Annotated in this window: 15 protein-coding genes; 2 read left to right on the top strand and 13 right to left on the bottom strand. The window is 70.2% G+C overall.

The window, feature by feature from the left end; all coding sequences use genetic code 11:
- Positions 1 to 173 precede the first annotated feature (173 nt).
- The 4 genes from ACQP09_RS23910 to ACQP09_RS23895 all read right to left on the bottom strand — a co-directional run bounded on the left by ACQP09_RS23910 (position 174) and on the right by ACQP09_RS23895 (position 4,477).
- Positions 174 to 2,432, bottom strand: a complete 2,259-nt coding sequence (locus ACQP09_RS23910; protein WP_433402877.1) for a hypothetical protein — start codon at positions 2,430 to 2,432, stop codon at positions 174 to 176.
- 175 nt (positions 2,433 to 2,607) lie between these two features.
- Positions 2,608 to 3,192: a DUF6113 family protein gene (locus ACQP09_RS23905; protein ID WP_433402874.1), complete on the bottom strand. Its 585-nt coding sequence runs from the start codon at positions 3,190 to 3,192 to the stop codon at positions 2,608 to 2,610.
- Positions 3,189 to 4,163, bottom strand: coding sequence for an N-acetyl-1-D-myo-inositol-2-amino-2-deoxy-alpha-D-glucopyranoside deacetylase (gene mshB, locus ACQP09_RS23900; protein WP_433402871.1), 975 nt, complete (start codon positions 4,161 to 4,163; stop codon positions 3,189 to 3,191). The genes ACQP09_RS23905 and mshB overlap by 4 nt, the downstream gene beginning before the upstream one ends.
- Positions 4,164 to 4,282: 119 nt before the next feature.
- Positions 4,283 to 4,477, bottom strand: a complete 195-nt coding sequence (locus ACQP09_RS23895; protein ID WP_109163769.1) for a hypothetical protein — start codon at positions 4,475 to 4,477, stop codon at positions 4,283 to 4,285.
- Positions 4,478 to 4,808: 331 nt separating this feature from the next.
- Here ACQP09_RS23895 and ACQP09_RS23890 point away from each other — a divergent pair, with 331 nt between their 5' ends.
- Together ACQP09_RS23890 and ACQP09_RS23885 are read left to right on the top strand one after the other, a co-directional pair.
- The gene (locus ACQP09_RS23890; protein ID WP_433402868.1) at positions 4,809 to 6,935 is read left to right on the top strand and encodes a prolyl oligopeptidase family serine peptidase; all 2,127 of its coding nucleotides are present in this window, start codon (positions 4,809 to 4,811) and stop codon (positions 6,933 to 6,935) included.
- A gap of 233 nt (positions 6,936 to 7,168) precedes the next feature.
- Positions 7,169 to 7,654, top strand: a complete 486-nt coding sequence (locus ACQP09_RS23885; protein ID WP_433402865.1) for a DUF3515 family protein — start codon at positions 7,169 to 7,171, stop codon at positions 7,652 to 7,654.
- 10 nt (positions 7,655 to 7,664) lie between these two features.
- Here the strand turns inward: ACQP09_RS23885 and ACQP09_RS23880 are convergent, their stop codons facing one another.
- From ACQP09_RS23880 to ACQP09_RS23840, 9 genes are all read right to left on the bottom strand, one after another.
- Entirely contained in the window at positions 7,665 to 8,912 is a 1,248-nt protein-coding gene (locus ACQP09_RS23880) for an ABC transporter ATP-binding protein (RefSeq protein ID WP_433402862.1), read from the bottom strand.
- Entirely contained in the window at positions 8,902 to 9,879 is a 978-nt protein-coding gene (locus ACQP09_RS23875) for an ABC transporter ATP-binding protein (protein WP_433402860.1), read from the bottom strand. The genes ACQP09_RS23880 and ACQP09_RS23875 overlap by 11 nt, the downstream gene beginning before the upstream one ends.
- A gap of 13 nt (positions 9,880 to 9,892) precedes the next feature.
- Positions 9,893 to 10,870, bottom strand: coding sequence for an ABC transporter permease (locus tag ACQP09_RS23870; RefSeq protein WP_433402857.1), 978 nt, complete (start codon positions 10,868 to 10,870; stop codon positions 9,893 to 9,895).
- Entirely contained in the window at positions 10,863 to 11,786 is a 924-nt protein-coding gene (locus tag ACQP09_RS23865; protein ID WP_151509842.1) for an ABC transporter permease, read from the bottom strand. Before ACQP09_RS23865 ends, ACQP09_RS23870 begins: the two co-directional genes overlap by 8 nt.
- Before the next feature lie 110 nt (positions 11,787 to 11,896).
- Complete coding sequence (locus ACQP09_RS23860; RefSeq protein ID WP_433402853.1) at positions 11,897 to 13,528, bottom strand: peptide ABC transporter substrate-binding protein; 1,632 nt, start codon at positions 13,526 to 13,528, stop codon at positions 11,897 to 11,899.
- Between the two features lie 165 nt (positions 13,529 to 13,693).
- The gene (locus ACQP09_RS23855; RefSeq protein ID WP_433402852.1) at positions 13,694 to 14,836 is read right to left on the bottom strand and encodes an ABC transporter ATP-binding protein; all 1,143 of its coding nucleotides are present in this window, start codon (positions 14,834 to 14,836) and stop codon (positions 13,694 to 13,696) included.
- Positions 14,829 to 15,887, bottom strand: coding sequence for an ABC transporter ATP-binding protein (locus tag ACQP09_RS23850; protein WP_433402849.1), 1,059 nt, complete (start codon positions 15,885 to 15,887; stop codon positions 14,829 to 14,831). The genes ACQP09_RS23855 and ACQP09_RS23850 overlap by 8 nt, the downstream gene beginning before the upstream one ends.
- An 11-nt stretch (positions 15,888 to 15,898) precedes the next feature.
- Positions 15,899 to 16,861 carry an ABC transporter permease gene (locus ACQP09_RS23845; protein WP_433402845.1) on the bottom strand — a complete coding sequence of 321 codons (963 nt, stop codon included), beginning with the start codon at positions 16,859 to 16,861 and terminating at the stop codon, positions 15,899 to 15,901.
- A complete protein-coding gene (locus ACQP09_RS23840) occupies positions 16,854 to 17,780 on the bottom strand; it encodes an ABC transporter permease (RefSeq protein ID WP_433402843.1) in 927 nt (308 codons plus the stop codon). The genes ACQP09_RS23845 and ACQP09_RS23840 overlap by 8 nt, the downstream gene beginning before the upstream one ends.
- Positions 17,781 to 17,848: the final 68 nt, after the last annotated feature.

The following is a 17,848-nucleotide window of genomic DNA, read 5'->3' as shown; positions in this document are numbered from 1 at the left end:
CGGCTCCACAACGATGATCTTGAACGGCATTTACTCTCCAGTCGACCAGAACATCACTCCTATATGATATCGCACCTGTGCAATAACCGTGCGGGTCGGCGGGAACGGGCGCAGCCCCGCCGGAGTGTCCGGGCGGGGCTGCGGGTGGTGCTGGTGAGGTGCGGTCCGGAGGCTCAGCCCTCGCCGGTCAGGTTGATGGTGACCGTGCGGGCTTCCGGGGTCGTGCCGGTCAGGGCCGTCTTCATCGCCTGGGCCACGTCGTCGGCGTCGACCGGGTGCTTCGAGCCGTCGGCCTTGACCGCCTCGATGCCGTCGAAGACGCCGTCCAGGAGGGTGTTGATCGCGTCCTTGTCGTAGACGTCGACCAGCCGGCCGTCGACGGCCTTCATGGAGAGGATCTGCGGCAGCGAACGCGCCGGGCCGAACTGGATCTGCTTCGGGCCCGCCTTGATGGTGATCAGGTCGGACATCGCGGGCTCGGCGAACTCCTTCATCGCCCGGGTCAGTTCGGCCTGGGTGATGGTGGGTTCCCTGGTGGCGACGGGCAGGTCGACCACGCGGGCCTGGCCGGTCTGCACCTGGGTGCGGTAGGCGTCGCGGACCGAGATCAGCGACTGGCCGACGTCCAGGGTCTTGCCGGGCTTGCCCGGCACCGCGACCGCCTTGTTCGGCTCGAAGCGGATCGTGCCGTCCTGGGCCGAACCGGCGACGCCCGCCAGGTCGGCCAGCGCGACGCCGAGCTTCTCCTCGTCCACGGGGATCACCGGGTCCGCGGTGCGCGCCCCGCCGAAGAGCGAGCCGATCACCGAGACCGGGTTGTAGTCGCTGCCCGCGGCACCGCGCACGGTCTCCTGGCTGTCCAGGACGAGACCGGCCTTTTCCGGGTCCAGCTTCTGTTCCTTGCCGTCCACGGAGAGCGTCAGCGGCGCCTGGGACCGCTCGCCGAGCGCGGCCTCCAGCTTGGCGACCGCCTCCTCCTTCGTGCCGCCGCCGATGTCGACGCCGAGCACCGTGGTGCCCTTGGGGACCTCGGAGTGGTTCAGCAGGAGTCCGGCGCCGTAGGCGATGCCGAGCAGCACGACCGCGGCCACGGCGAGGAGGACCAGCTTGGAGCGGCCCTTCTTCGCGGGAGCGGGCGCGGGGGCCGGAGGCGTCGGCGCCGGACGCGCCGCGCCGCGGCCGGGCACGGGCCCGCCGGCCTGGCCGCCGGGGCCGCCGGGGCCGCTCGCGAACGGGTCGCTTCCGCCCGGGCCTCCCGGGAAGGGGCCACCGCCGGAGCCGGGACCGCCCGGGAACGGGCTGCCCGAGCCGCCCGGACCGCCCGGGAACGTCGAGCGGGGCTCGCTGGGCACCACGGGGATGCCGCTCGTCAGCGTGTCGCCCGAGACATGGCCGCCGGGACCGGAGTCGGGTGCCGGGGACTGCGGCGTCAGGATCGCGGTGTCGTCGGAGAGCCGGGGCGGTACGCCTCCGGGGGCGCCGCCCGGAACCATCGGGCCGGTGCCGCCGAGGCCCGGGACGCCGTCGAGGTTCGGAGTCAACGACGAGGTGCCGGTGGCCGGGCCCGTCGTGGGGCCGGACGGGCCGGGCGCACCCGGCGTACGGACGCCGAGGTCGGGCGTGGAGCGGGGGCCCGCGCCCGGGGGTTCGGTGCTGTAGCCGTCCAGGGCGCTGCCGGAGCCGGACGTTCCCGGGCCGCTGCCGGGGCGGGGTGCGGCGTCGGAAAAGTACGGCAGGTCCGGGCGGGGCCGGCCGGTGGCGTCGGAGCCGCCACCGGGGCCGCCGGGAGTGCCGGGACCGCCGGAGCCACCCGGCCCACCGGGGCCGGTGCCCGGACCGCCCGCGCCCAGCGGACCCGCGCCGCCGGAACCCGTACCGGGCGCACCACCGGAACCAGGCGCACCGCCCGTACCGGAAGCCGGGGCCGGGGCCGGGTTCTTGCGCGGGGCGAACCAGTCGCTGCCGCTCTTCCCCTTGGCCGGCTCGTCGGACGGGGACGGGTCGGCGGAGCCGCCGCCGTCCCGGGCCTGGGCCGGCGCGGACGAGGAGGCCGGGCCACCGGACGCGCCGGTTCCGCCCGAAGCTCCGTCGGTCAGGCCCGACGGCGCGGACGGCGGTGTGCCGGGGCGCGGTGTGGATCCGGTGCGCTCCGCGTCGGGGCGGCCGGTGGCGATGTCGCTCTCCGCCATCGGCGTACGCATCACGACCGGCGGGATGGGACGCGATCCGGGGATGTTGATCCGGATGCGCGTCGTCAGCGTCGTCTCGGTCTTCGGCTCTTCGGGCCGGGGCGGATCGACGGATTCCGGGGCCTCGTCCGAGCCGGCCGGCGACGCATACTGGCGGGATCCGTACGGCGGCGTACCCGACGGGTACGCGGCTCCACCGCGCCCCTGGGGCCCGGAGGACGAACTGTCAGTTTCACGACTCAAAGCAGGTTCTCCCGATTGGCTCCGCCGCCCGTACTTCCCCCATGCCGCAGGCCAGGGGACGGCTCGGCGCGCGCACCACCATACTGGCCGCCGCCGTAGGACACTCCGCGACCGGGGGAAACCTCCACCTCGGCATCACACCTGTGGGGGGCATTCCGGGCACGGACTTAGCACTTCAGATACCGGACCGGCCGTTACGAGTGGCCGATTGCGGCACTTTGGAGGTCGTGGCACACATCACAGCGACGGCGGTCCCGCCGAGCATGAAGAGCACCAGGCCGAGTTCGTCGCCGAAGACGTAGTCACCTTCCGGTCGGCCGGACAGCAGCAGGAACACCGTGATGAACCAGCCGACCGCGGGCGCGAGGGCGCCGATCTGGGTGCCGGTCAGGATGCGGCCGCCGTAGAAGAGGCCCGCCGACCCGGCCAGCGCGATGATCAACCCGCCCGGGAACCAGGCCGCTTGGACCAGCGTTCCGGCGAGCGCGACGAGGGCGCCGAGCACCGCGAGCCCGAAGTAGGCCGCGATCCGGGCCGGGTTCGGCCGCGCGGTGAAGCCGGTGCCCTCCGGCACCCGCGGCGGTGCGTTGGTACGCGGCGCGTTGCTGCTCGGCGCGCCGGAGCGCGCGCCCTTGGGGCGTGCTGCTTTGGCAGGCGCCGCCTTGTCGCGCGCCGCCTTACCCCGCGACACCTCGGCGCCCGCCGCCTCGCCACCCCGCGCACCGGCGCGGTCACGGCCCTTGCCGGAGTTCCCGCTCATGCGCCCGCCTCCGAACCGGAATCGGTCCCGGCACCCGAAGCGGAACCGGAATCCCCGTCCCGTACGGCATCCGCCCGGACCTCCGCCACCCCCGCGAACAGGTCGTCCTCCCGCGCTCCCCCGCCGCCCCCCGGCACGCCCCGCACCAGCTGATAGCACTCCGTCGTCAGCAGCGGCTGGCCCAAGTCGTTGGAGAGCGCGAAGAAGGAGGCGTCCTCGCCGGCCACCACGACCTGCGTCGCGTGCGCCCGCATCGCCGCCGCCTTAGCTCCGGCGTACGCCGATCCGTCGATCTCCGCCGTGATCGCGTCGCCGTCCACCACGCCCGGCACGTCGTCCACGGCCGCGATGCCCGGGAAGGCGTCCGGGGCCGTCGTGCGCAGGTGGTCGAAGGCGGCCTCCAGCACGGCCCGCTCCACGCGGTTCCAGTACACCTTGGCGATGGTGTGCGGGGTGCCGGTGCCGTACGCGGGGTCGGCGGCCAGGTCGGTGGCGCGCATCGCGACCCGGTGGGCCTGGATGTGGTCGGGGTGGCCGTAGCCGCCGTCGGGGTCGTAGGTGATCAGGACCTGCGGGCGGACCTCGCGGATCACCTCCACGAGCGGGGCGGCGGCCTCGTCCACCGGGGTGGACCAGAAGGCGCCGGGGCGCTCGTTCTGTTCGGTGCCCATCATCCCGGAGTCCCGGAACCGGCCCGCACCACCGAGGAAGCGGTGGTCGGTGACGCCCAGCTCCTTCAGCGCCGCGGCCAGTTCGCCCACGCGGTGCGCGCCCAGGACGTCGTCCCGGTCGGCGGCGAGGTGGGCGAGGGCGGGCGGGATGACCTCGCCCTCCTCGCCGAGCGTGCACGTCACCAGCGTGACGTGGACGCCCTCGGCCGCGTACCTGGCCATCGTGGCGCCGTTGTTGATCGACTCGTCGTCCGGGTGCGCGTGCACCAGCAGCAGACGGCGGGCGGGGAGGTCCTTCATGGGGACCACCCTACGAGCCCGGCGGCCCCCGGTGTCCCCCGCTCCCCGCCGACCGCGTCAACGCCGGGCGTACCGGGTCGGAAAGCGGGTACACGCGGTCGGAAGGCGCGTACACACGGTCAGAACTTGATACTCCCGATCATCCCCGCCACGTTGGACGTCAGGTCCGAGATGGTCGGCGCCACGGAGGAACTCGCGATGTAGAACCCCAGCAGCACGCAGACCACCGCATGTCCGCCCTTCAGTCCGGATTTCCGGATCAGCAGGAAGACGATGATCGCCAGCAGCACCACCGCCGAAATCGAGAGCGCCACGGCGGTTCACCTCCATCAGTACGTTTGGGACGGGGACACGGGGATACGCGGAGCCGATGGGTTCTTACCCACCGAGCGCTACGGATCATAACTATCCGTGCCAACGCATTGATCGGGGCACAGCAGCACGAGGGGCGCACGGACCGCTGCGCGAGGCTAAGCCCGACCGGCAAATGGAGGGTGGGAGAAGGAGCGGGGCTGGGTGCGTGCAGCTGCAAGGCGGAGGATTGAGGCATGGCGGAGCCATGGTGATTGACGACAACGCCGCAGATGCGCGTGCCCAGCCCCGCGACGCCGCCCTCCATTTGCCGGTCGGGCTAAGTTCGGGGCCATGACCTCACCGAAGCTGTCCTTTCCCCGCCAGCACGCACGGACCCAGCGGTTCACTCTCGGCGCACCGCGCGCCTTCACCGTCTCACCGGATGAGACGCGTGTGATCTTCCTGCGTTCCACCTCGGGCACCGACCGGACCAACCGGCTCTGGGTGCTCGATCCGGCCTCCGGTGAGGAGCGCCTGGTCGCCGATCCCGAGGCGCTGCTGGGCGGTTCGGCGGAGCGGCTGTCGCCGCAGGAGCGGGCCCGGCGCGAGCGGACCCGTGAAGGGTCGGCCGGGATCGTGTCGTACGCGGTGGACTCGGCGGCCGAGTTGGCGGCCTTCGCGCTGTCCGGGAAGGTGTACGTGGCCGAGCTGCGGGCCGGTACGGCGCGGGCGCTGCCGGTTCCGGGTCCGGTGATCGACCCGCGGCCCTCTCCCGACGGGCGCCTCATCGCGTACGTGTCCAAGGGCGCGCTGCGGGTCGTGGGCGCGGAGGGCGAGGAGGACCGGGCGCTGGCGGAGCCGGAGGACGCCCATGTCACCTACGGTCTGGCCGAGTTCGTGGCGGCGGAGGAGATGCACCGCTTCCGGGGCTTCTGGTGGTCGCCGGAGTCGGACCGGCTGCTGGTGGCGCGGGCCGACGACAGCGCCGTACAGCGGTGGTTCATCGCCGATCCCGCGCATCCGGAGCGGAAGCCGGCCGAGGTGGCCTATCCGGCGGCGGGGACGCCCAACGCCGAGGTGCGGCTCTTCGTGACGGACCTGGAGGGCGCCCGTACGGAGGTGGTCTGGGACCGGGCGGCTTTCCCGTACCTGGCCCAGGTGCACTGGTCCTCCGCCGGTGCGCCGCTGCTCCTCGTACAGGCCCGTGACCAGCGCAGCCAGCGGTATCTGGCGGTGGACCCGGAGTCCGGTGAGACCCGGATCGTCCATGTGGACGAGGACCCGGTGTGGCTGGATCTGTTCGGCGGGGTGCCCGCGTGGGCGCCGGACGGGCGGCTCGTGCGGATCGCGGACGAGGGCGGCGCGCGAGTGCTGGCCGTCGGCGACCGGCTGCTGACCGGGGCGCAGTTGCACCTCCAGGCGGTGCTGGACATCGGTGAGTCGGACATTCTGGTCTCGGCCGTGGCGGGCGAGGAGGCGGCGGCGCCGGAGACCGGTGAGAGCCATGTGTACCGGGTCAACGAGCTGGGAATCGAGCGGATTTCCGAAGGGGTGGGTGTGCACTCCGCCGTCCGCTCGGGCGGTCTGACCGTGCTGGTCTCGGCCACCCCGGACGAGCCCGGATCGGCCGCCTGGGTCGTCCGGGACGGCAAGCGGCTGGTCCGGATCGCGAGCCACGCCCAGGAGCCGGTGCTCTCGGCACAGGTGACGCTCACCGAGGGGGGCGCACGGCGGATTCCGTGCGCCGTGCTGCTTCCGTCGGACTACCAGGAGTCGGACGGTCCGCTTCCGGTCCTGATGGATCCGTACGGCGGACCGCACGGCCGCCGCGTGGTCGCCGCCCACAACGCGTACCTCACCTCGCAGTGGTTCGCGGACCAGGGCTTCGCGGTGATCGTGGCGGACGGGCGGGGCGCGCCGGGCCGTTCGCCCGCCTGGGAGAAGGCCGTACGGGACGACTTCGTGCTGACCCTGGACGACCAGATCGAGGCCCTGCACGCGCTGGCCGGGCGGTTCCCGCTGGATCTGGAGCGGGTCGCCATCCGGGGCTGGTCGTACGGCGGTTACCTCTCCGGTCTCGCGGTGCTGCGCCGCCCCGACGTCTTCCACGCGGCCGTGGTCGGCGCTCCGGTGACGGACTGGCGGCTCTACGACACGCACTACACCGAGCGCTATCTCGGCGATCCGGGCGCGCAGCCCGAGGTGTACGCGTACAACGCGCTGATGACCGAGGACGGGCTCTCGCACGCGGCCGAGCAGGTGCGGCCCATGATGATCGTGCACGGGCTCGCGGACGACAACGTGGTGGTCGCGCACGCGCTGCGGCTCTCCTCGGCGCTGCTGGCGGCCGGCCGGCCGCACGAGGTGCTGCCGCTGAGCGGGGTGACGCACATGACGCCCCAGGAGCAGGTGGCGGAGAACCTGCTGCTGCTCCAGGTGGACTTCCTCAAGCGGTCGCTGGGGCTGCCCCGCGCGTAGGCGGAGACGCGGCCGACCGGCCGGAGCGACAAGACGACGCCCCGGCCGGTCCACGGCACCCGCACGGCCGTACGGTGTCCAGCATGAGCCGTCCGTATATCGGTGCGGCGACGGTCAAGTTGCCTGCTTGTTAACGGATATGAGGGTCGCTCGGCATCCGGTGGGCGCCCGGTGCGCGGTCGGAGGATAGATTTCCGTACCGACCGACAAATCACCCACACGGGGGAAGTACGTTGACGAACGACCTGCGCGGGCCGCTGCGCCTCGCCGCTGCCCTGACCGCCTGTGCCGCCGTGACCGCCGGGCTCGCCGGATGTGGCAGCGGCGACGGCTACACCCTCGTCAGGCCGCCTTTCTCGGACAACCCCGCGTGTGACACGTTCACCGGCGCGATCCCGGACAGACTCGGCGGCTACGTGCTGGAGAAGACGGACGTGGCCGGTGCGGGCGCCTGGGGTGACGGCGACGTCATCGTGTACTGCGGCATGCCCGAGCCCGAGGCCGGTGCGGAGTGCATCGACGAGGGCGGGGTCGACTGGGTCGCCCAGACGCCCGCCGACGACCGGACCGCCAAGATGTTCTCCACCCACGGCCGCACCCCGGGCGTGCAGGTCCGGCTCCACCACGAGACCACCGACGCCGCGTCCGTCCTCTCGGCCCTCGGCCCGGCGGTGCAGAAGATCGAGGCCGGCGAGGAGTGCGCCGCCACCGGGAGCTGACGACGCAGGCCTACGGGGAGCCCGCGGGCCCGGAAGGCTCCGGCGGCGGCTCTCCGAAGCCCTGGGAGCCGTCTTCAAGGCCCTCCGAGCCGTCCTCGGAGTCCTCCGGCCCGCGCACCTCCTCCACCGGCCGCCCCAACGCCTCCAGCTCCCCCTCCTGCGGCACCACCTGCTTCTCCTCCGCGAAGTGGCACGCCGAGTCGTGCCGGGCCGGGGTGTCCACCAGCCGGAACTCCGCCGGGACCGCCAGCAGCGGCACCTCCAGCTCGCACCGCTCCTGCGCCTTCCAGCAGCGGGTCCGGAAGCGGCAGCCGGACGGGATGTTGGCCGGTGACGGCACGTCGCCGTGGAGGATGATCCGCTCGCGGTGGGCGCGGGCCTCGGGGTCCGGGACCGGGACGGCGGAGAGCAGCGCCTGCGTGTACGGGTGGGTGGGGTGGTCGTAGATCTCCGCGTCGGAGCCGATCTCCACGATCCGGCCGAGGTACATCACGCCGACCCGGTCGGAGATGTGCCGCACGATGGAGAGGTCGTGCGCGATGAAGACGAAGCTGAGGCTGAACTCCGCCTGGAGCCGGTCCAGCAGGTTGACGACCTGCGCCTGTACGGAGACGTCGAGCGCGGAGACCGGTTCGTCGGCGACGATGATCTCCGGGTTGAGCGCGAGGCCGCGGGCGATGCCGATGCGCTGGCGCTGGCCGCCGGAGAACTGGTGCGGATACCGGTTGATGTACTCCGGGTTGAGCCCGACCACGTCCAGCAGGTCCTGCACCTTCTGCCGCCGGCTGCCCTTCGGAGCGACCTCGGGATGGATCTCGTACGGCTCCCCGATGATGTCGCCGACCGTCATGCGCGGGTTCAGCGAGGTGTACGGGTCCTGGAACACCATCTGGATGTTGCGGCGTACGGCCTTCAGCGCGCGTCCGGACAGCTTCGAGATGTCCTCGCCCTTGTAGCGGATGGCCCCGGCGGTGGGCTTCTCCAGGTGGACGAGCATCCGCGCGACGGTGGACTTGCCGCAGCCGGACTCCCCGACGATGCCGAGCGTCTCGCCCGCGTGCAGGTCGAAGTCGACGCCGTCGACGGCCCGGACCGCGCCGACCTGCTTCTTGAAGAGGATGCCCTGGGTCAGCGGGTAGTGCTTGGCGAGGTCCCGTACTTCGAGGATCGGCTCGCCTTCGACGTACGGCCGGGTGCCCTCCCCCGCCTTGGACAGCAGGGTCGAGCCGGCCGCGTTCCCCGTCCGGTCAGCGTCCATCGAGCGTCTCCTTCCAGAAGTGGCAGGCGCTCCGGCGCTGCTCGTCCACCTCGTAGAGCGGCGGCACATCGGTGCGGCACACGTCCTGCGCCATCGGGCAGCGCGGGTTGAACGCGCAGCCGGGCGGGATGTGGAGCAGGTTGGGCGGCAGGCCCTTGATCGCGTAGAGCTCCTGGCCCTTCTGGTCCAGGCGCGGGATCGACCGGAGGAGGCCCTTGGTGTACGGGTGGGCGGGCGCCTTGTAGATCTCGTGGACGGGCGCGGTCTCGACGATCCTCCCCGCGTACATCACCGCGATCTTGTCGGCCACGTCCGCGACGACGCCGAGGTCGTGGGTGATCAGGATGAGCCCCATGTTCAGCTCGCGCTGGAGCTCGGCGAGCAGGTCCATGACCTGGGCCTGGACGGTGACGTCGAGCGCGGTGGTGGGCTCGTCCGCGATGATCAGCGACGGCTCCAGGGCCAGCGCCATGGCGATCATGATGCGCTGGCGCATCCCGCCGGAGAACTGGTGGGGATACTGGCCGACCCGCTCCTTCGCCGCCGGGATGCGCACCCGGTCCATCAGCTCGACGGCCTTGGCCCGCGCGTCCTTCCGGGACATCCCGCGGTGGACGACGTACATCTCGCCGAGCTGTTCCCCCACGGTGAGGACCGGGTTCAGTGAGGAGAGCGCGTCCTGGAAGATCATGGCCATCTCCTGGCCGCGGATCTTGCGCCGCTCCTCCGCCTTGAGCTTCAGCAGGTCCTGGTCCTTGAAGAGGATCTCGCCGCCGGAGATCTTCCCGGGCGGCATGTCGAGAATGCCCATGACGGCCTGGGCGGTGACGGACTTGCCGGAGCCGGACTCGCCGAGGACGGCGAGCGTCTCCCCCTCGGCCACCGAGTAGTTGACCCCGTTGACGGCCTTGGCGACACCTTCGCGGGTGTGGAACTCCACGTGCAGATCGCGCACTTCGAGCAACATGGCAACCGGCTCCTCAGCGCAGCTTGGGGTCGAGGGCGTCGCGCACCGCGTCGCCGAGCATGATGAAGGCGAGCACGGTGATCGCCAGCGCCCCGGCGGGCCAGAGCAGCATGTGCGGGGCGTTGCGGATGTAGTTGGCGGCGGCGGAGATGTCGATGCCCCAGGAGACGGCCGGGTCCTTCAGGCCGACCCCGAGGAAGGACAGGGTCGCCTCCAGCGAGATGTACGTACCGAGCGCGATGGTCGCCACGACGATGACGGGCGCGATGGCGTTCGGGGTGATGTGGCGCAGCAGCATCCGGGAGTTGGAGGCGCCGAGCGCGCGGGCCGCCTGGACGTAGTCGTTCTGTTTGGCGGTGATCACCGAGCCGCGGGCGATACGGGCGATCTGCGGCCAGCCGAGCAGGATGATGAAGCCGACGACGGGCCAGACGGTGGAGCTGGTGACGACGGAGAGGAAGACCAGGCCGCCGAGGATGACGGGGATGCCGAAGAAGACGTCGGTGAGGCGGGAGAGGATCGAGTCCCACCAGCCGCCGAAGAACCCCGCGAGCCCGCCGAGGACGCTGCCGAGGAGGGCGACGCCGAGGGTGGCGCAGACGCCGACCGTGACCGAGGTGCGGGTGCCGTACACGACCCGGGTGTAGACGTCGCGGCCCTGCGGGTCGAAGCCGAAGGGGTGGCCGGGCTCGGAGCCCTTCTGCGCGTCGTCCAGGTTGGCCTGGAGCGGGTCGCCGCTCGCGATCAGCGAGGGCCAGATCGAGATGATCACCAGGAAGAGGATGACCAGCGAGGAGATGATGAAGACCGGGTTGCGCCGCAGGTCGCGCCAGGCGTCCGACCAGAGGCTGCGCGGCTTTCCGGCCGGTCCGGTGCCGTCGGGCCCGCCCGGGGTCTTCTCCAGGCTGGTGCCCTCCTCCATGGCGAGGTCCGTCGCGCCGCCGGCGCCCGCCTGGGAGATCGCTTCGTCCGGGGTCTGCGGCTCAGGCATAGCGGATCCTCGGGTCGAGTACGGCGTACAGGAGGTCGACGATCAGGTTGGCGGCCAGGAAGACGAGGACCAGGATGGTGACGAACCCGACGACGGTCTGGGAGTTCTGGCGCAGGATGCCCTGGTAGAGCTGGTAGCCGACCCCGTGGATGTTGAAGATCCGCTCGGTGACGATGGCTCCGCCCATCAGCGCGCCGACGTCGGTGCCGATGAAGGTGACGACGGGGATCAGGGAGTTGCGCAGCAGATGCCGCACGACGACCCGGCGCCGGGGCAAGCCCTTGGCGACGGCGGTGCGTACGTAGTCGGCGCGGGCGTTCTCGGCGATCGAGGTCCGGGTGAGCCGGGTGACGTAGGCGAGCGAGACCGAGGCGAGGACGAGGCCGGGGACGAGGAGTTCGTCGAAGGTGGGGTCCGAGGAGACCGAGGGCTTGATGATGCCCCACTTGACGCCGAGGAGGAGCTGGAGCAGCAGGCCGGTGACGAAGGTCGGGATGGCGATGACGACCAGGGTGAGGATGAGGACCGTGGTGTCGACGGGCCGGCCGCGCCGCAGGCCGGTGACGACGCCGAGGCTGATGCCGATGACGATCTCGAAGACGATCGCGACGATGGTGAGCCGGATGGTGATGGGGAAGGCGGTGGCCATCAGCTCGGTGACCTTCTGCCCGTTGAACGCGGTGCCGAAGTCTCCGGTGAAGAGGTTCCCCATGTACGTCAGGTATTGCTGCCACACCGGCTTGTCGAGGCCGAACTCGGAGCGCAGCTGGGCGGCGGTGGCCGGATCGCACTGGCGGTCGCCGCAGAGGCCCGCGATGGGGTCGCCCATCACGTTCACCATGAGGAAGATCAGCAGCGTGGTGCCGAAGAAGACGGGGATCATCTGCAGCAGCCGCCGGATCACATAACGTCCCATGAGGGGCTCCGGGGGTCGGGGGGTGCCTTGTCGGTCAGGCCGGACAGGCGGAGTGGCGGATGGGCTGGGGGCCGGGGCGCGTCAGGCGCCCCGGCCCCCGGTCCCGCGGGTCAGTTGACCGTGATCTCCGTGTAGACCGGCACGCTGAACGGGTTCAGCTCCACGTTGCTGACGCGCTCCGAGTAGCCCGCGCTGCCGTTCTGGTACCAGAGCGGGATGGACGGCATCTGCTCGACCAGCACCTTCTCCGCGTCCTGGAAGGTGGTGATGGCCTTCGCCTTGTCGGTCTCGGCGTTGGCCTGGTCGACCAGGTCGTCGAAGTCCTTGTTGGTCCACTTGCCGTCGTTGGACGGGGCGTTGGTGTAGTAGAGCGGCTGCAGGAAGTTCTGGATGAGCGGGTAGTCCATCTGCCAGCCGGCGCGCCAGGGGCCCGTCATCTTCTGCGTGGAGACCTGGTTGCGGAAGTCGGCGAAGGTGCCGACCGCGCCGCCGACGCAGGCCTGGTTGTTGCCCATGACGTTGTTGATGCTGTTGCAGACGGCGTCGACCCACTCCTTGTGGGAGCCGGTGTCCGCGTTGTACGAGATCTTCAGCTGGCCGCCCGGGATGCCGCCGCCCTCGTCGATCAGCTTCTTCGCCTCGGCCTTGTTGTACGTGCACTCCTTGCCGCAGAGCCCTTCCTTGAAGCCGCCGTCCTCGCCGAGGACCGGAGAGGTCCAGTCGGTCGCGGGCGTGCGGGTCTTCTGGAAGATCTGGTCGGTGATCTGCTTCCGGTTGATCGCCATGGAGAGCCCCTGGCGCACCTTCCGGGCGTTGTCCGTGTCCCATTCCTTGTCGTAGAACGGGAAGGAGATGGTCTGGATGATGCCGGCGGGGGTGTTGATGTACCGGTCGCCGAGGTCCTGTTCGACGTTACGGAGCTGGGAGGCGGGCACGTCGTCGACCAGGTCGAGGTTGCCGGAGGTCAGCGAGGTGTAGGCGGTGTTGTTGTCGGTGAAGACCTTGAGGTCGACGCCGCCGTTCTTCGCCTTGTCGTCGCCCGGGTAGTCGTCCCACTTCCGCAGGCTCATCGCGGAACCCTTGGCGTACGACTCGACGGTGTACGGGCCGTTGCCGACGGGCTTGGAGAGCCAGGCGTCGTGGTCGGTGTAGAACGCCTTGGGCAGCGGCGCGAAGGCCGCGTAGCCGAGGGTGTCGGGCCAGAGGGAGAACTTCTGGCTGAGCTTGGCGGTGAAGGTCAGGTCGTCGACGACCTTGAGGCCGGAGAGGGTCTCGGCGGAGGCGGAGCCGGACTCGGGGTGGACCTGGTCGTAGCCCTCGATGTACTGGAAGAAGTAGGCGTTCTTCTGGTTGTTCTTCAGCGCCGCGCCGTAGTTCCAGGCGTCCACGAAGGACTTGGCGGTGATCTTCTCGCCGTTGGAGAAGGTCCAGCCTTCCTTGAGCTTGATCGTGAAGTTCTGGGCGTCGTCGGAGTCGATGGACTCGGCGAGCATGTTCTGCGCCTCGCCGGTCTTGGGGTCGTACCGGATGAGCCCCCGGAAGACCATGTCGAGGACCTTGCCGCCCTGCACCTCGTTGGTGTTGGCGGGCTCCAGCGGGTTCTGCGGGTCGCCCCAGGAGGAGCTGACGATCCCGTCGGCGCCGCTGCCGCCGCTGTCGTCGCCTCCGCCGCCGCAGGCCGTCGCTGCCAGGGCGACGGCCACCGCACATGCGGCCCACCGGGTCCGTGTGGCTCCGCGCATGAAGTGCCTCCTAGAGTCATCGAGTAGCTCAATGCCTCATATCACCCCATACCGCCACGCATCGCATGCGGGCTTACCCCGTACGGGCACGGGCGCACCCGGACGCACGGATGCCCGACCCCTGTCGAAGGGGCCGGGCATCCGACGTACAGCTACGCCAGGAAGTTACGCCGCGTGAACGACATCCCTCTCCTCGGCGAAGTGGCACGCCGACTCGTGCGCGGCCGGTCCGCCCGAGGTGACGAAGCGCTCGGGGATCGCCAGCAGCGGCACCTCCGTGGCGCAGCGCTCCTCGGCCTTCCAGCACCGGGTGCGGAAGCGGCAGCCCGACGGCGGGTTCGCCGGCGACGGGACGTCACCGGTGAGGATGATCCGCTCGCGGCCCTCACGCGCGGAGGGGTCCGGCACCGGCACCGCGGAGAGCAGCGCCTGGGTGTACGGGTGCGTCGGGTGGTCGTAGATCTGCGTGTCCGTACCGATCTCGGCCATCTTGCCGAGGTACATGACGCCGACCCGGTCCGAGATGTGCCGGACGATGGAGAGGTCGTGCGCGATGAAGAGGTAGGAGAGGTTGAACTCGTCCTGGAGCTTCTCCATCAGGTTGATGACCTGCGCCTGCACCGACACGTCGAGCGCGGAGACCGGCTCGTCGCAGATGATGATCTCCGGGTTGAGCGCGAGGCCGCGGGCGATGCCGATGCGCTGGCGCTGGCCGCCGGAGAACTGGTGCGGGTACCGGTTGATGTACTCCGGGTTGAGGCCGACGACGTCCAGGAGCTCCTGGACCTTGCGCCGCCGGTCGCCCTTCGGAGCCACCTCGGGGTGGATCTCGAACGGCTCCCCGATGATGTCGCCGACCGTCATGCGCGGGTTCAGCGAGGTGTACGGGTCCTGGAACACCATCTGGATGTTGCGTCGTACGGCCTTCAGCGCGCGCCCGGACAGCTTGGTGATGTCCTGGCCCTTGTAGAAGACCTCGCCGGCGGTCGCCTTCTCCAGCATCATGAGCAGCTTGGCGACGGTGGACTTGCCACAGCCGGACTCGCCCACGATGCCGAGCGTCTCGCCCTGGAAGAGATCGAAGGAGATCCCGTCCACGGCCTTGACCGCGCCGATCTGCTTCTTGAAGAGGATGCCCTGGGTCAGCGGGAAGTGCTTGACCAGGTTGCGCACCTGGAGGATCGGCTCGCCCCGCTCGACCGGCGCCTCGAGAGCGGCTACGGCCTCCGCTTCGGTGGCGGCGTCGACCGTCCCCACCTCGGTGACGTTGGGGGTGGCGTCCACGGACTCCTTGTCGAGCTCAGCCATGGATCGTCTCCTTCCAGAAGTGGCACGCGCTGCCGCGGCCCGGCAGGTCGGTGCCGTCGCGCTCGGTGACCGGGTGCAGCGGCGGGACGTCCGTACGGCAGATGTCCTCGGCCTTGGGGCAGCGGGGGTTGAACGCGCAACCCGCCGGGATGCGCGTCAGGTTGGGCGGCAGGCCCTTGATCGCGTAGAGCTCCTGGCCCTTCTGGTCCAGCCGCGGGATCGAGTCGAGCAGACCGCGCGTGTAGGGGTGCGACGGGCGGCTGTAGAGCTCGTGCACCGGAGCGGTCTCGACGATCCGGCCCGCGTACATCACCGCGATCTTGTCCGCGACGTCGGCGACCACGCCGAGGTCGTGGGTGATCAGGATGAGCCCCATGTTGTACTCGCGCTGGAGCTCCGCGAGCAGGTCCATGACCTGGGCCTGGACGGTGACGTCCAGAGCGGTCGTGGGCTCGTCCGCGATGATCAGGTCGGGCTCCAGGGCCAGCGCCATGGCGATCATGATGCGCTGGCGCATACCGCCGGAGAACTGGTGCGGGTAGTCGTTGACCCGCTCCTTCGCCGCCGGGATGCGCACCCGGTCCATCAGCTCGATGGCCTTGAGCTTGGCGTCCTTCTTGGACATGCCGAGGTGCGCGCGGAACATCTCGCCGAGCTGGTAGCCGACGGTGAGGACCGGGTTGAGCGAGGATAGCGCGTCCTGGAAGATCATCGCGACCCGGCGGCCCCGGATCTTGCGGCGCTCCTCCTCGGACATGGTCAGCATGTCCTGGCCGCGGAAGAGGATCTCTCCCTGCGGGATGCGGCCCGGAGGCATGTCCAGGATGCCCATGATCGCCTGCGCGGTCACGGACTTGCCGGAGCCGGACTCACCGAGCACGGCCAGCGTCTCGCCGGCGTCGACGGTGTAGTTGACACCGTTGACCGCCTTGGCGACACCTTCGCGGGTGTGGAACTCGACGTGCAGGTCACGCACTTCGAGCAGCGGGCCCTGGTGGTCGTCGTCGCTGCGGGGAGCGGGGACGTTCGCGGTTTTTTCGATCGTAGTCACGTACGCCTCCCTCAGCGCAGCTTGGGGTCGAGGGCGTCGCGCACCGCGTCGCCGAGCATGATGAACGCCAGCACGGTGATGCTGACGAAGCCGGCCGGGAAGAGCAGCGGGTGCAGCGACTCGCGGATCCGCCCCAGCGACTGGTTGATCATGACGCCCCAGGAGATGGTCGGCTCCTGAATACCGACACCGAGGAAGCTGAGCGTCGCCTCGGCCGAGATGATCACGCCGAGCGAGATGGTCGCCAGCACGATCAGCGGGGTCAGCGCGTTCGGCAGCACGTGCCGGAACATCAGCCGGCCGGTGGAGGCACCGAGCGAGCGGGCGGCGGTGACGTAGTCGGACTGCTTGGTCTGCATGGCGGTGGACCGCATGATGCGGGCCATGCTCATCCAGCCGAGCACGGTGAGCGCGGTGAGCACGCCCCAGATGCCGCCGATACGGAAACCGTCGTCGTCACGGAAGCTGTTGAGGATGACGATGGCGCCGACGAGGAACGGGATACCCATCACGATGTCGATGCCGCGCGAGATGATCGCGTCGACCCACTTGCCGTAGAACCCGGCGACGAGGCCGAAGATCAGGGCGATGAGAGCGGAGCCCAGGGTGGCGAGGACGCCGACGGTGATCGAGGTGCGGGTGCCGTAGATCGTACGGGCGTAGACGTCGCAGCCACGGGCGTCGTAGCCGAACCAGGCGTCGGCGCTGGGCTTCTGCAACGAGCGGCTCAGCTCGCACAGTTGCGGGTCGGCGCTGGCGAACAGCGACGGGAACGCGGCCATGGCGACCAGCACCAGGATGATGCCGGAGGGGATCAGGAAGAGCGGTCGGCGCACGAGGTCGCGGACCGCGTCCTGGAGGAGGCTGCGCGGCTTGGCCAGCTCCTTCACGGGGGCCTTGGTGCCCTTCGCCGATGCGGCCTTGGCCTCCTCGGCGGACTCCGGGGCTGCGGAGGTCTTGGTTGCGTCAGGCATAGCGAATCCTCGGGTCAAGCACGGCATAGAGCAGGTCCACGACGAGCGCCATCACCACGTAGACGATGACGAGGAGGGTCACGAAGCCGACGAGCGCCGGTCCGTCCTCGATCTGGATCGCCTTGAAGAGGTTGTAGCCGACACCGGGGATGTTGAAGATCCGTTCGGTGACGATGGCCCCGCCCATGAGCGTTCCGAGGTCCGCGCCGAGGTAGGTGACCACGGGGATCAGCGAGTTCCTCAGCACGTGGATGCCGGTGATGCGGGACGGGGAGAGCCCCTTCGCCTTGGCCGTACGCACGTAGTCCATCCGCAGGTTCTCCGCGACGGAGGCTCTGGCGAGGCGGGCGATGTAGGCGAGCGAGACGGAACCGAGCACGAGGCCGGGCAGAAGGTAGCTGACGAAACCTTCGTTGGTCCCCGAGACGGGGAAGATGCCGGCCTTGACGCCCAGGAAGATCTGGCTGACCTGCCCGAGGACGAAGATCGGGACAGCGATGACGGTGAGCGTGGAGAGCAGGACGAGATTGTCCAGGAACTTTCCGCGCCGCATGCCCGCCATCACACCGGCGGCGACACCGATGATCATTTCGAAGACGAAGGCGATGCCGGCGATGCGGAGGGTCTCCGGCCACGCGTCGGCGATCATTTCGCTGATGGGACGGGAGCCGCTGAGGCTCGTCCCGAAATCACCCTGGACCAGACCCGCGAGGTAGTAGCCGTAGCGGATCGGCAGGGGGTCGTCCAGGTGGTACTGCGCGGTCAGCGCGGCTCTGGTCGCCTCCGGGACAGGTCGCTCTCCGTACAGGTTCTGTACCGGATCACCGCCCATGGCGGTGACGAGAGCGAAGACCAGAAAGGTGGTCCCGATGATGACCGGGAGCATCTGGAGCAGCCGTCTTGCGACGTAGCGGCCCATGGTTCCTCCTCGTGGGAACGACGGGGGGCGGATTGGGTCCGCCCCCCGTCGTCAGGCCCTAATTTTTG

It is taken from the genome of Streptomyces sp. CA-146814, from assembly GCF_050942385.1.
GTDB lineage: Bacteria > Actinomycetota > Actinomycetes > Streptomycetales > Streptomycetaceae > Streptomyces.
This window is presented reverse-complemented; position numbering and strand designations above follow the sequence as displayed.

Excerpts from the sequence above, each read along its gene's own strand:
- ACQP09_RS23905 (WP_433402874.1), bottom strand. The coding sequence starts at position 3,192 with ATGAGCGGGAACTCCGGCAAGGGCCGTGACCGCGCCGGTGCGCGGGGT.
- mshB (WP_433402871.1), bottom strand. The coding sequence starts at position 4,163 with ATGAAGGACCTCCCCGCCCGCCGTCTGCTGCTGGTGCACGCGCACCCG.
- ACQP09_RS23890 (WP_433402868.1), top strand. The coding sequence starts at position 4,809 with ATGACCTCACCGAAGCTGTCCTTTCCCCGCCAGCACGCACGGACCCAG.
- ACQP09_RS23880 (WP_433402862.1), bottom strand. The coding sequence starts at position 8,912 with ATGGACGCTGACCGGACGGGGAACGCGGCCGGCTCGACCCTGCTGTCC.
- ACQP09_RS23875 (WP_433402860.1), bottom strand. The coding sequence starts at position 9,879 with ATGTTGCTCGAAGTGCGCGATCTGCACGTGGAGTTCCACACCCGCGAA.
- ACQP09_RS23870 (WP_433402857.1), bottom strand. The coding sequence starts at position 10,870 with ATGCCTGAGCCGCAGACCCCGGACGAAGCGATCTCCCAGGCGGGCGCC.
- ACQP09_RS23865 (WP_151509842.1), bottom strand. The coding sequence starts at position 11,786 with ATGGGACGTTATGTGATCCGGCGGCTGCTGCAGATGATCCCCGTCTTC.
- ACQP09_RS23860 (WP_433402853.1), bottom strand. The coding sequence starts at position 13,528 with ATGCGCGGAGCCACACGGACCCGGTGGGCCGCATGTGCGGTGGCCGTC.
- ACQP09_RS23855 (WP_433402852.1), bottom strand. The coding sequence starts at position 14,836 with ATGGCTGAGCTCGACAAGGAGTCCGTGGACGCCACCCCCAACGTCACC.
- ACQP09_RS23845 (WP_433402845.1), bottom strand. The coding sequence starts at position 16,861 with ATGCCTGACGCAACCAAGACCTCCGCAGCCCCGGAGTCCGCCGAGGAG.
- ACQP09_RS23840 (WP_433402843.1), bottom strand. The coding sequence starts at position 17,780 with ATGGGCCGCTACGTCGCAAGACGGCTGCTCCAGATGCTCCCGGTCATC.